General features: G+C 45.0%; 10 protein-coding genes. 2 read left to right on the top strand and 8 right to left on the bottom strand.

The window, feature by feature from the left end; all coding sequences use genetic code 11:
• Positions 1-649: 649 nt before the first annotated feature.
• Positions 650-2,452: a translation elongation factor 4 gene (lepA, locus tag ACFO4R_RS02145; protein WP_379787340.1), complete on the bottom strand. Its 1,803-nt coding sequence runs from the start codon at positions 2,450-2,452 to the stop codon at positions 650-652.
• 314 nt (positions 2,453-2,766) lie between these two features.
• Here lepA and rpsT point away from each other — a divergent pair, with 314 nt between their 5' ends.
• Positions 2,767-3,030, top strand: coding sequence for a 30S ribosomal protein S20 (gene rpsT / locus ACFO4R_RS02150; RefSeq protein WP_379787341.1), 264 nt, complete (start codon positions 2,767-2,769; stop codon positions 3,028-3,030).
• 410 nt (positions 3,031-3,440) lie between these two features.
• Here the strand turns inward: rpsT and holA are convergent, their stop codons facing one another.
• The 4 genes from holA to ACFO4R_RS02170 are packed head-to-tail and all read right to left on the bottom strand — an operon-like array spanning position 3,441 to position 7,815.
• The gene (gene holA / locus ACFO4R_RS02155) at positions 3,441-4,469 is read right to left on the bottom strand and encodes a DNA polymerase III subunit delta (protein WP_379787342.1); all 1,029 of its coding nucleotides are present in this window, start codon (positions 4,467-4,469) and stop codon (positions 3,441-3,443) included.
• Positions 4,435-5,724, bottom strand: coding sequence for a ComEC/Rec2 family competence protein (locus ACFO4R_RS02160; RefSeq protein WP_379787344.1), 1,290 nt, complete (start codon positions 5,722-5,724; stop codon positions 4,435-4,437). Before ACFO4R_RS02160 ends, holA begins: the two co-directional genes overlap by 35 nt.
• A gap of 25 nt (positions 5,725-5,749) precedes the next feature.
• Positions 5,750-6,907: a GNAT family N-acetyltransferase gene (locus tag ACFO4R_RS02165; RefSeq protein ID WP_379787345.1), complete on the bottom strand. Its 1,158-nt coding sequence runs from the start codon at positions 6,905-6,907 to the stop codon at positions 5,750-5,752.
• 11 nt (positions 6,908-6,918) lie between these two features.
• Positions 6,919-7,815 (bottom strand): DUF2156 domain-containing protein, encoded by an 897-nt coding sequence (locus ACFO4R_RS02170; RefSeq protein ID WP_379787347.1) that lies wholly within the window; start codon positions 7,813-7,815, stop codon positions 6,919-6,921.
• A 710-nt stretch (positions 7,816-8,525) separates the two neighbouring features.
• Between ACFO4R_RS02170 and ACFO4R_RS02175 the strand changes: the two genes are divergently transcribed.
• A complete protein-coding gene (locus ACFO4R_RS02175) occupies positions 8,526-9,401 on the top strand; it encodes a ComEC/Rec2 family competence protein (protein WP_379787348.1) in 876 nt (291 codons plus the stop codon).
• 289 nt (positions 9,402-9,690) lie between these two features.
• Here the strand turns inward: ACFO4R_RS02175 and ACFO4R_RS02180 are convergent, their stop codons facing one another.
• From ACFO4R_RS02180 to ACFO4R_RS02190, 3 genes are read right to left on the bottom strand one after another with little or no spacing between them, the layout of a single operon-like run.
• Complete coding sequence (locus ACFO4R_RS02180) at positions 9,691-10,539, bottom strand: ECF transporter S component (protein WP_379787349.1); 849 nt, start codon at positions 10,537-10,539, stop codon at positions 9,691-9,693.
• A complete protein-coding gene (locus ACFO4R_RS02185) occupies positions 10,536-12,245 on the bottom strand; it encodes an ABC transporter ATP-binding protein (protein WP_379787350.1) in 1,710 nt (569 codons plus the stop codon). The genes ACFO4R_RS02180 and ACFO4R_RS02185 overlap by 4 nt, the downstream gene beginning before the upstream one ends.
• Entirely contained in the window at positions 12,218-13,117 is a 900-nt protein-coding gene (locus ACFO4R_RS02190) for an energy-coupling factor transporter transmembrane component T (RefSeq protein ID WP_379787351.1), read from the bottom strand. Before ACFO4R_RS02190 ends, ACFO4R_RS02185 begins: the two co-directional genes overlap by 28 nt.
• Positions 13,118-13,119 lie beyond the last annotated feature (2 nt).

The following is a 13,119-nucleotide window of genomic DNA, read 5'->3' on the forward strand; positions in this document are numbered from 1 at the left end:
TTTATACAAAAACATCATCTTGAATCGTTTACATACTACCACAAATTCCAATTTTCCACAAGTAAGCATATCCTATGTAAATCAAAAGTTTGTTTCCCTGTGGAATGATCCGTTTCTTCCCCCAACTCTCCATTTAACGTGATTATCCGTTTATAGTATTCTCCGGTGGAGGTACGGTTATATCCGTTTTGCAACCACAAACATTCGTTTTATCTTTCCCGGAGTACAAACCCTCCCGGTCCATCATTCAAATGACGAATTGTATTAGAAGTATCTCCTCATTCAACTTATTTTTTGCGAATGATATATTCTGTACATCCGATCTTTCAAACGCAGAAGTGTATTTACATCGTTTTGTTTGCACTTTCATTTACTATAAATTCTAATTTATCTCTATATCTCCCATGCACCTGACATTTTAATCGGGTTTTAGTATGAAATCTTATTGAGGTGTTGAGACGTTTTCAGATACTCCCTAATTTCAACTATGCAATGAACCCTTTTGCATGATAAAAAATGCTGAGTAAAAGTAAATATCAATAGCCCGATACACCGGTGTTTCAACAAAATACTCCTTTTCCGTCAGGAGAATAAAAAACTAATGTGTATAAGGCAATCAAAAAGGGAGTCGTAATAACCCCCTTCTACACTAGTTATCCAATTTTAACACGGCCATAAAGGCTTTTTGAGGAACCCCTACATTTCCGATTTGACGCATACGCTTCTTTCCTTCTTTTTGTTTTTCGAGCAGTTTCTTCTTACGAGAGATATCTCCTCCGTAACACTTGGCAAGTACGTCTTTTCGATAAGCACTCACGGTCTCACGAGCAATGACCTTCTGCCCTACCGCTGCTTGAATCGGTACCGGGAACTGATGGCGCGGGATCTCGTCCTTGAGCTTTTCACACATTCCCCTACCACGCGTATAGGCCGTTGTCTCATGAACGATAAAGGACAGCGCATCGACCTGCTCCTTATTGATCAGGATATCGAGCTTTACAAGGTTGGAGATACGATACTCCTTAAATTCATAGTCCAAACTTCCATAGCCTTTGGTGCGTGATTTCAGTGCATCAAAGAAATCATAGATCACTTCATTGAGCGGCAGTTCATAGTGAATCATCACACGTTTTTCATCGAGGTATTCCATGTGTATCATAATCCCCCGTCTTTCCTGTGCCAACTCCATCACCTGACCGACGAAGTCCTTGGGCACGATGATATCCGCCTTTACGATCGGCTCTTCGATATGTCTGATCTCAGCTGCCGGAGGAAGATTCGTCGGGTTCTGGATCATTTCGACCGTTCCGTCGAGCTTAGTCACCCGATAGACGACCGAAGGTGCTGTCGTGACGATATCAAGATCGAATTCCCTCTCCAATCTCTCCTGGATGATCTCCATATGCAGAAGCCCCAAGAAACCGCAACGAAAACCGAAGCCCAAGGCGACCGAGGTCTCCGCTTCAAACTCCAGAGCCGCATCGTTGATCTGGAGCTTTTCAAGAGAATCTCTTACATTCTCGTACTTTTCTCCCTCTGCAGGATAGATACCGCAGTAAACCATCGGCGTTGCCTTCTTATATCCCGGAAGATGTTCTTCGGTAGGGTTGGATGCCAAGGTTACGGTATCTCCCACACGACAGCTTCTGATATCCTTGATCGAAGCCGCAATATATCCTACATCCCCGGCAGACAGTTTGTCCACCGCCATATGGTTCGGTGAGATGATTCCCGTCTCAACAACCTCAAACTTCTTTCCCGTATTCATCATCAGGATGTCATCGCCCTTTTTGACCTCTCCGTCAAAAACTCTTACATAGGCGATTACTCCCTTATAACTGTCATAGTAAGAATCAAAAATCAAAGCTTTAAGCGGTTTTTCGTCTTCTCCCTTGGGTGCAGGGATTTTTTGAACGATCGCTTCCAGGACATCTTCTATATTCAATCCGTCTTTTGCCGATATCATAGGTGCATCGTGAGCCTCCAGACCGATGATGTCTTCAATCTCCTGCTTGATCTCATCGGGCCTTGCACTGGGGAGGTCGATCTTATTGATCACCGGAAGAATCTCAAGATTCTGATCGAGTGCGAGATAGACGTTCGCCAAGGTCTGTGCTTCGACCCCCTGAGCGGCATCCACGACGAGGATGGCGCCCTCGCAGGCTGCCAAACTTCTCGACACCTCATAGTTGAAATCGACATGTCCGGGTGTATCAATCAGATTGAGATAGTACTCCTCTCCGTCCTTTGCACGGTAGACGAGTTTTATTGTTTGAAGTTTGATCGTGATTCCACGTTCTCTCTCGAGGTCCATATTGTCAAGCATTTGACTCTTGAGCTCCCTAAGCTCCACCAAACCTGTTTTTTCAATCAAACGGTCTGCCAGGGTAGACTTTCCGTGATCGATATGTGCAATAATACTAAAATTTCTGGTTCGTTGTTTCTTATCCAAAAAAACTCCTCCTACGTTTTCTTCATCATCCGATGTTCTCGATTTCTATACACACTCTGACAAAGATGGTTTTTTCTCTGTCTTTATAGTAAGGTCTTCCGAGATTTTTTTCAACAAGTTTTTTACAAAATAATTGATTTTTACATATTCCTATTATATAATAAATATTATTGTAAAACCAGCACTTATTATATGTGATAAAAGAGCGGAAAAATATTTTTCTTTTCCCATCTTTTTCATTTACAATTGACGTTATCTTTGATACAATGTTATCTGTTGACGTTACGTATATCAAATTTATAGGAGGTGAAACCGTGGCTAATATTAAGTCCGCTAAAAAAAGAATTTCTGTAACTGCTAAGAAAACAGCTATAAACAAGATGAGAAAATCTCAAATTAAAACCGCTATTCGTAGATTTGATGAGGCAATTGCTGCAGGAGATATGGAAAAGGCAAACGAGACCTTCCGTTACGCGCAAAAGAAGATCTATCAAATCGCTTCCAAGGGAACCATCCACAAGAAAGCCGCTGACAGAAAGGTGTCCAAGCTGGCAAAAAAATTGAACGTTGCAAAATAAGCTATCGAAGTGAAGATAGAAATTTACTTATGATGTAAAATCAGACCATAGGGGCTCACCTATGGTTTTTTGCATTACGCACTATCCCTCGTCTGAACAGTGGAAGTATCGACCTTTACAAATACAAAACATCCCTTGGAACTCTATGGTTCACGACTTGCTTGTATCTCATACTGTTTTTCAATAGAAGTGTGGATATATCTATTTTTCGATGACGAAAAACTATGTTGTCTTCTATGGGTCACAGATTTTTTATATTCACTATTCAAAAGAATAGTAGTATCAAACATATTGTCGCATGTAAGAAAAAACGCAGTCTCTCAAAAAAAGAGCTGCGGTTTTTCTTCTGCTTCCGTTCGTTCTCCAAGCTCCTACATACATAGAAAGGAAGCGTCGCGCCTCTTATCGCGTTATCTGCAAAGTTCAAAGATAATGTACTCTCCCATCATATCCTGTACAAGTCCACCCGACTTGAAACGCCGATCGAGTTCAAGAAGAGCGTTGAACTTTCGCAGGGCCCGTTCCTGTGTATAGTACTTTTTTAAATCCAAGGACTTTTTGAGTCGAAAAACATGCAGGTCCAATTCTTTTGCAATAGATGCTTGGGAATGTCCCCTCTTCAACATTCTGACAGCGTACAGATAGGAGGACAGACTTGTCGTAACAAGGCTCAAAACAGTTAAAGGCAGCTTGGAGCTCCCATCCGTCCTCTTCAGCAACTCATACATCTCCAAGGCTCTTTTGCGATCTCCTGCCAAGAGAACATCGACGAAAGTAAAGAGCTCCGCCGTCCTTGTGTCTCCCACCAGAGTAACCATATCTTCCTCGGACATCCTGCCCTTCTCCTTGAGAAAGGCGATGAGTTTTTTGAGGTCGGCGTCCACATCATATAAATTCCTACGCAATTGTTTATCATAGTAACCGCTCAGCTCTTCATACCTTGCAATAAACCCGTCTTCCATGGAGAGTCCTTCTCTCTCAAAGCGAGTTTCGATATGTTCATGAAATTCTTTCGGTTTGAGCTTGCTCAGTTCAAAGACCTCGCTCATCTCGCAAAGTCTTTTGTAGATATTGTTCTTCCTATTCTCCGCTTCAACGTTCACTACAAGATAAGTGCTCGGATCAAGAGCTTCGACCACTCTCAGGAACTCTTCCAGCTCCTTCTTCGTCCATAGACTTTTGCTCGTCTCCCGCGTGATAAAAGAAGGAAAGTAGATGATCTTAAGTGCATCCATCATAGGAACGGATTCGATCTGTGACAGAGCCGTGAGATAGTCCGTCTTGTCCTGAGTTAAAGTTATAAAATTAAAGTCGGCAAAAGAAGGTTCGAGATAGGATTTGAGAAGAGCGAGAAACTCATCAGCCAAATACTGTTCTTCTCCAAAAAAAACATATTTTTTTATGCTATCCGACTTCTTTTTCAATTCTTTGAATGTCATAGAAATTCTCCTTGATCATCTTCTTCTCGCTGTTGATATACCAGACGATACAAACCCCATAATAAAAAAACATAAAAACGGCGGGTACCTCCTGTATCTCCAGATAAGAACAGGGAAGACAGACTAGGCATGCGATCCCCTTATTCATCAGATCTGTCAACAGGTTTACACCCCAAACGAGAATATCTGTAAGAAACAAGCCCGCAGGCAGGAGCATGGAAACCAAAAAAAGGGTCATGCTCAAACTTATCAAAGGAAGAACAAAGAGGTTGCTCACTGCCGAGAGAAGAGGTACGATCTGAAAATGATATGCCGCCAAAGGCAGACTTAAGATCAACGGAGATATGCTCAGAACAAGCGTTGAACCGACTGACTTGCACCCTTTCTTTAAGCGTTTGTCTTTCAAAAGGCTCACCCAACCTTCCAGACAAGCCTCCATCCTTCCTTGGAAAAGAGCAATGGACAAGACACTTAAAAAAGATAACTGAAAACCTACATCCAAAATGCTCAAAGGATGTAAGAGCAAGATCCCGGCACACATAATACAGAGAGCGGAGATCAAATCGTATCTCCTGTGAAATAAAAAGGAAAGGTAGTACAGAAGGTAGAACCCCACCGCTCTGACAATCGAAGGACGAAGTCCTGTCAACAGGGCATAGACCGTCAAAATAAAGCAGATCATCGTCGTTCTCTTCCTCAAAGACAGGGGAAGGAGCAAGACTTGAAGAAACATCGCAAGAATCCCTACATGAAAGCCCGACAAGGCCAAAACATGGCTTAGACCCGCTCTTGCAAAGTCTTCCCTCACCTCCCTCGGAAATTCAGTTCTGTCTCCGTAGAGAAGAGCCTTCCAAAGATAGGAAGTCGATCGAAACCTCTCTTCGATCCTCCTCTGTAGATAACCGAGAACCTTTGCCCTGTAACGATAGAACAATTTGACTTCATCGGTCTTTTGAATTATCGGTTTTTTCACTGTGTAAAACAGTCCTTGTGACAGAAGATATCTGCGATAAAACGCGCTCTCTTGCTCGGTCGCAGGAATAAAGTCTCCTCTTAGAACAAAAACATCCCCTTCACGCAAATCTGAGACGGAGGTCTCCACAATGATTCTCCGCCCTCTTATCCTTGTTTTACCAAAGCGTTCTTCAACTCTTACAACAGTATCTCTCAATTCTTGAGTCGGACCGACCTCTTCAATCTGCAAAGTGGATGTCAATATCAGGGAGAACAGAATACTCGCAAGTGCCAAAATCATAGTCGGTCGTCTCAAAAACCAAGTTCTATACGTAATCATTGCTGTAGTTTTCGTCCAAGAAATCGTCTTGGAGAAACACAAAACTCTTCCGCCTGAATTCAAGCAAAGACGAAGATTCCAACTCTTCCAAAGTTGCCTGCCTCATCACAAGCAGGGTCAGTGCCTCAATACTCATACAGACATCCCAATCCTCATGCCCATCCAACCTTTGAATCCCATCCTTTTTACAAAGATAGGATCCGGAATTTTCTTTGATCATCTCATCCTCGATCCTTATTACAACATCGACAGAAAACTTCAGATGATCCCTTAAACAGTTTTGTGCATGTAAGACTCTGCTCATCATAAAGGGACGAATCTTGTGCTCGATTTGGTTGTCGAACTCAATCCCGAGTTGAAACCTTCTGGCATCCACAGGCTGAACGATCGCTTCCGAACATTGAGTCTGGTGCTGATATAGAAAGGTCATCAGCCTATTGATACAGTCCGTATCGAAAGCTACCAGCTCCTGAACCAAGGCCATATCCTTCTCATACTCGTCAAAAAAGAAAAAATACCCTACCTTCTCTCCCTCACGTACAAAAAAGTAGACTGTTCCTCCTTCACGCTCCGCCTCATCCAAGCGGACGGCGAAGTCTTCCTGCGTCCTATCCACATAGGCATACTTGCTCCTCATCGCTTTTTCATAGAGAGTACAAAGCGCTTCGGTATCTTCTTTCCTCGTAAAAACCGCCTTCTTCAGTAACAAAGGCGACTTTCGCCCGACTCTTCCCTTGACGCTCGTAAGAAAAGAATCTTGAAAAAAGGTGTTAATGAATCCATATCTTCGATAAATGGAGGTGTCGATCGGCATAAGAAGAACCAGATCTTCTCCCTTTTCGTACAGGATAGAAAGTGTCCGTTTCAAAAGGGCGGAAGAATACCCTTCCCCTCTGTACTGCGGCTCTACGCTGACCGCAACAATATAACTTACCTTTTTTCGAGATCCTCCCATGCACAGGATGTAAGGATTGGTTAAAAGCGTGGCAACAAGTTCTCCTTCTACCGTCAAAACAAGATTGTTCTCCTGCCTGTAACGTTTCTCGAAGTAATAATCCAAGTACTGCGGCGTGTCCGAGAACGAATACTTCCACAGCTTCTTTACCCGCTCTTGTTCCTCTACAGTTGCAATACGAATATCCATGTCCTTCTCCTTTAGTTTTCCAAACCCGCCTGCTTTACATAATACTTCTCAACCATCTTTAGCGGCTTGTAGGACAGCTTTGCCTTTCTCAAACCTTCAAGTCCCAGGTCCTCTTCCCGATTGACAAACAGTACCTCCGGAAACTCATTGCGCAAAAACAATACACTCATAGCTACATAGAGCCCCCGAATCTCAGGGTTTGCCTTCTCCACATGGATCAATGCCGTATCCGGATTGAGATAATCTCCTATGGTAAAGGCTTCCAAACGCCCATCGACATAGATCCCTCCGACTCGAAGATCCGGCAGAAACTTGTAATTGGCAAAGATCTTGGGAAGGGCAAGACGTTCACTGATGATGTTCTCATCGCGTTCTCTTGTCTGCGCCCAGCGCTCTTCGATGTCGATACACTGATGGAATTCCGAAGGTGTAAGCAATTTGTACTCAAATCTTCCGCCGTATTCCTTCAAAAAAGCATTGAGATGGTTCTTCTTGGAATGAAGTTTTCTTCCCGAAAGAGTCCTCATCTTTTCGCCTTCGTAGAAGTAATCCCACGCATCTCGACTGTTGATGTACTCCATAGTATCCGCGTACCTTCGCTCCAAATACTCCTTGATCTCCTGCGTAACCGCACGAAAGCGAAGCGGCATATCCAGTTGCGAAAAGATTGCTTCCCCATACTCAAAAGCCTGATCGAGATACTTCATCTCACACAAGGGATTGATCATAAAGATATGTCCCTCGTACTCTCCGAAAATCAGTGCAAACTCATCCTTGCAGAGATAGCGAAAACCATAGGACTGCTGCCACATATACATCGTTGTAAAACTGTATTCACAAGCCTCATAACCCACCTTTTCAAAAAAAGGCACCAGGCAGTCTACCGAATCTATATTGATCGGTTTCATTTCCGGTATAGTGTCTAAAATACTGATAAAAATCTCCCCCTTTACCCTTCCATTATACCCTATTTTTTGTAAAAAAACATTTTTGTTGCCAAACAAAGTCCTGATAAGGAGTTTGAAAAAATTCTGTAATGCTTAGAAAAATCCTTCCCCCGCCTGACTACACAAAGGTTTTTTACCCCCTGATCTCCATGTTTTTTCTATTCTTTACATTCCCTCTTTTAACACTATCCTGCTCCAAGAGTTTTATGCTATACTTTTACTGAGGTTTTCCGCTTTTTGTATACCGAACTCCGGTAGAAAGATAAGTCGGGGCAGCTCAAAGCACGGCCACGATCTTCTGTCGTAGTCTGACTGTTTATACTATTCTCCAATAGAAGTATGGATCTATCTATTTGTTGACTGCGAAAAATTGTTCTATCTTCTTATTGTTCACAAATCGTTTATATCCACAACTCAAAAGAATAATAGTATAAAATGTCAGGCAAACAGAATATATCTTTACCGGAAACGTTTGAAATTCAAACTCCACGACCGGACAATTCTAATAGATACTAGTGTCCTGACATATTGATATTTAGCTTTATTTCTTATCTCGGTTATAAACCGAAAGAATTCATATCAAAGTCGAAATTACCGTGAATTTCAACGTGCCGCTACACTAGTGTTAAAAAAGAAAACGATATGAACACCGATACCGCGAAAGGAGAATTATGAAAAAAATCTGCCTTCTTCTTCTCATCCTTCTATGCTTCCTTGCAGGATGTCAAGATCTACATATCCCATCGTTCAAGACTTCTTCCGGAATGCTTGAACTGCACAGCATCGACGTCGGTCAAGGCGACAGCACTCTGATCCTCTCCCCGGGCGGAAGGACCATGCTGATCGATGCGGGAGACAATGCTCACGCAGATGAGGTCGTTTCCTACCTCAAAACGAAGGGGATCTCTCACATCGATATCCTTATCGGGTCCCATCCCGATGCAGATCATATCGGCGGCATCGATGCCGTCATCGACGAGTTTCCCGTCGGAACCTTTTTTATGAGTTCTCACAAAAGCAAGAGCAAAAGCTACAGAGACGTTCTGCGAGCCGCAAAAGAAAAAGACCTTCCCATCCAAACCGTCGTTGCGGGAATGAAGATCGACTTTGATAAAGAGATAGAGGCCTTCTTCCTTTCTCCCTTCGATCACGCCTATATGAGCAGCAACCAGTTTTCAGCAGTGACCTACCTCCGCTACAAGAAGAACCGCTTTCTCCTTATGGGAGATGCCGAGGCTGTCAATGAAGAGGAGATTCTGAAGCATTATCCCGATCTCCGCTGCGACTACTTGAAGATCGGCCACCACGGGAGCAAGCACTCGACCACCGACATCTTTTTGAGAACCGTTCGTCCGCGGGTCGCCATCATCTCCTGTGGATACAAAAACTCCTTTTTCCATCCTCACAAGCGGGTGATGGAGCTCTTGAAAAAGAACGGGATCCTTGTATATCGCACCGACGAACAAAAAGATCTTATCTTCTTCAGCGACGGGATCGATCTCTACACCGACATGCCCTCCCCGGGAAGTTACAACTATCCCAAGTAAGCACTGAACACCGTCATTCGTCGCAGTATTGCCATCAACGATCTGCACTCTGTAGAAGATGAAATGAACTTTCGTAGTCGCAAAACGGATATAACTACATTTCTATAGGAGCATATATGAGGTAGGACCCATACCTCAAAAAAATAGTGCGGAGAGAGTTTTGTATGAAAAATAAAATTTGGAAGGCCTATAGTTCATAATCTTTTCACGATCGCTATACCGACGGCAAAAAGCGAGGATGCTTTCATACAGCCTTGGCTCTCCAAACGATCCTTGTAGAAAAATACGCTTACTGCGCTTCCAACAGACCGTATTTGATCCTTACCCTTTCTATCTTCTCCAGCATGGGCTCCGCCAAAAACCACAGGAAGATCGCCGTCGCGCTCCCGTGTACCAAATCGACGGGAAGTCCGCTCAACATATACCTCTTCAGCGAGTCGAGATCGACATAGCCCTGGGCCATCAAGGCGGAGGCGGGATTGAGGATGGGACCGAAGATGCACAGGATGGACAGGAAACCGAAGATGCTGATCGCGATCTTATTGTTCGGCAAGAGTTTTTTCTTAAAGAGGATACCCGCAACAAAGCCAATAAAACCGTAGGTAAACATCTGCCACGGAGTCCACGGTCCCTGTCCGAAGAAGAAGTTCGAGACAAAGGCGGACATCGCTCCCACCAGAAAACCCGCCTCCGCTCCGAAACCGAGACCCGATATGATGACGATGGCGATCACAGGCTTGACATGGGGAAGAAAGTACAGAGCTCCCCTTCCCGCGACCGCCAGGGCAACCATGACCGAGATCAGGATGAGTTCCCGTGCCTTGGGCTCCCTTTTTTCGAACAGCATAAAAAAAGGCACCATCGTATAAATAGCGATCAACAGACTCACGAAGTAGTACTTTCGGTCTCCGAGATAGCGCAGGCTAATGAACATCGTGAGAGGTATCATCACCAAAATGATGAAACCCGCCATCTTGAACCTGGTGTTCAGAAACCGTTTGAGGATCGACAGAAGTATCAAAAACCCCGGAAGGAGGACGATCATCACTACCTTGTGCTCTCTAAAAAAGAAGTGGGACAACATATAACCCGCTCCTGTCAGTGCAACGAGAAGAAGCGGCAAAGCCCTGTTTTTCACATCTCATCCCCTCCCTTCTCAACAAGTTCAGCCTGTTTCAACCTTCGTCTTACATCCTCCGTCGTCACCGCCATAGGAAAGTAATTGCGTGCCATCCGGTTTGCCGCCGTCGTGTAGAAGTGGTTCCCGGCAAAAAACTCGTTCGCCCCCCTTTGACTGACGACTCCCTCATCGAAGAAGAGGGCACAGGTATCGGCATATCTTGCGCAAAACTCGACATCGTGGGACACCATGATCACCGTCTTTCCCTCCGCCTTCATCCCCTTCATGATCTCGGCCAAACTCTGTTTAAAAAAACCGTCTAAACCCTTGGTCGGCTCATCGAGGAGAAGCACATCCGGTTCCAAAAGAAGGATCTTTGCAAGAGCGAGTCTCTGCTGTTCCCCTCCGCTCAGGTCGTAGGGATGTTGATGTAGAACTTGCCTTATCTTCATCCTGTCGATCATCGCCTCTATCTTCTCCTTCTCTTGTTCCGTCGGTTTCTTAAAGACCTCCTTCAAGTCCTCCTCCACCGTTTTTTTCAGAAACAGGCTCTGCGGATCCTGAGGAAGCATAAGGATCCTCACATCCTCGCTGCTTCCCTTCTTCCTCTGCCTTCCGCGGACAAAGACCCTTCCCCGATAAGGCTTCAACAGATCCCCGATGATCGAAAGCGTGGTCGTCTTTCCCGTTCCGTTTCCTCCCAGAATGGCAAAGATTTCTCCTTCCCCGATCCGCAGATCCAAACCTTTAATAACGTCCTGACCTTCCTTGTCATAACGGAACCAAACCTCGTCGAGACAGATCCCTGTCTCGGGTACCTTGCTCACACTCATAAATTTGGAAAGGAGGCTCTTCTTTTCAGAGTCCTCTTGTGTGCTTTCCTCCTTCGAGCGACCGTTCAGAACGGAATTGAGCCAGCTGCGCCCTTCCCTGACCGTCAAGGGACAAGAACGACCGCTCTGTGCTCCCGCATAAATCTGAACCGGGGTCGGCATTGCGACAAACATATCATTTTCCTCTTTCAATAGCTGCATGGCGACCGTTCTCGGATCATCGTTCGCTATGATCTTCCCATCCTCCATCACAATGATCCTATCCGACATCGGCACGACCTCCTCCAGGCGATGCTCCGACAGGATGATCGTCGTGCCGATCTCTCTGTTGATCTTTGCGAGCGTCTCCAAGAAATCGACGGCAGCGATCGGATCCAATTGGCTCGTCGGCTCATCCAAGATGAGGACACTCGGGTTCATCGCCATGACGGCCGCCAGATTCAAGAGCTGTTTTTGTCCTCCCGAGAGTTCGGTCACTCTTTTGTGAAACCAGTTTTGGATTCCGAAAAAACTTGCCATCTCGGCAACCCTGAGGCGAACGGTGATCGTATCATAGCCCAGACTCTCCAGACCGAAGGCAAGTTCATGCCACACCTTGTCGGTCACGATCTGATTTTCGGGACTCTGAAGCACGAAACCGATCGACTGTGCCTGCGCCCTGTCATCCAAACCTTCTATGTTTTGTCCGAAAAAACAGATCTCGCCCGTCCTTTTCCCGTGAGGGGTCAACACGGGCTTGAGGTGGCGAAGCAAGGTCGTCTTCCCGCAGCCCGATTTTCCGCAAATGGTCACAAACTCCCCTTCTTCGATAGAGAGATCGAGACATTTCAAGGTATCCTTCTCTGCCAAGGGATAAGAAAAACTTAAATTGTCGATTCGAAAGATTTCCACTTTTTATCCTCCCAAAGATTAAACATCAACGCAGTATTGCACAACAGGGCATAGGCGGTATAGATCACAAAACTCCCGAGACGGATGTCTTTTATCTTGATAGACGGGTAGTATTGGATCGTATTTTCCCCGGCGATCGCTCCTACAATTACCAAGAAAGCCAACCCTACAATGACCAAAAAAAGATTGCGATCCCTCACACTCCATCGATAGATGGAAAATGCCGTCCTTCCGGGAAGTCCGTATCCTCTCGCCCTCATCGAATCCGCCGTTTCGATCGCATTTTCGAGCGCCCAAGTTACGAGGATAGACAATATCCTCGCACCCCTCCTGATCTTTGCAAGGTAGGTCCTTCGCTGAGTCGTCGTTTCCATACACTCCTGTGAACGCAGGATCACCTGTGCCTGGTGTCGGTATCGGGGCACAAAGCGAAGTGCCATCGAAAATACCAGAGAAAGGGCAGGGATCAGCCTGCCGAACAGGTATATGAACTTGTCGGAGGTCATCACGTGGTTGTAACAGGAAAACCACGAAAGTACGCTCAAAAACATCGAGGCTGCCGCAACTCCGTATACCATGGATTCCAAGGTCATGGGATTTCCGCTCTTGAGATAGAACAGTATCGTGACCCCCTGATGGTTGAACAGGGGATTTAAGATGACGATGAAGAAGAAAAACAGGACGGCAAACCGAAGTTTCTTCAAAAAACCTTCCCGACCGACAATATAGGCCAGATACATAGCGGATGACAGGAGGGAGATGAGCAAAAATACGGGATGCATAAAAAACATACTGAAACACAGAACAAAGAAAAAGTATATAAAGTTGATGACGGGATGCAGATAGGAAAACTCGTCCTTTCTTCCATTCATAA

Origin of the sequence: Filifactor villosus, from assembly GCF_042652965.1 — a bacterium.
Lineage (GTDB): Bacteria > Bacillota > Clostridia > Peptostreptococcales > Filifactoraceae > Filifactor > Filifactor villosus.

Excerpts from the sequence above, each read along its gene's own strand:
- ACFO4R_RS02160 (WP_379787344.1), bottom strand. The coding sequence starts at position 5,724 with ATGATTTTGGCACTTGCGAGTATTCTGTTCTCCCTGATATTGACATCC.
- holA (WP_379787342.1), bottom strand. The coding sequence starts at position 4,469 with ATGACATTCAAAGAATTGAAAAAGAAGTCGGATAGCATAAAAAAATAT.
- ACFO4R_RS02175 (WP_379787348.1), top strand. The coding sequence starts at position 8,526 with ATGAAAAAAATCTGCCTTCTTCTTCTCATCCTTCTATGCTTCCTTGCA.
- ACFO4R_RS02170 (WP_379787347.1), bottom strand. The coding sequence starts at position 7,815 with ATGAAACCGATCAATATAGATTCGGTAGACTGCCTGGTGCCTTTTTTT.
- ACFO4R_RS02165 (WP_379787345.1), bottom strand. The coding sequence starts at position 6,907 with ATGGATATTCGTATTGCAACTGTAGAGGAACAAGAGCGGGTAAAGAAG.
- ACFO4R_RS02190 (WP_379787351.1), bottom strand. The coding sequence starts at position 13,117 with ATGAATGGAAGAAAGGACGAGTTTTCCTATCTGCATCCCGTCATCAAC.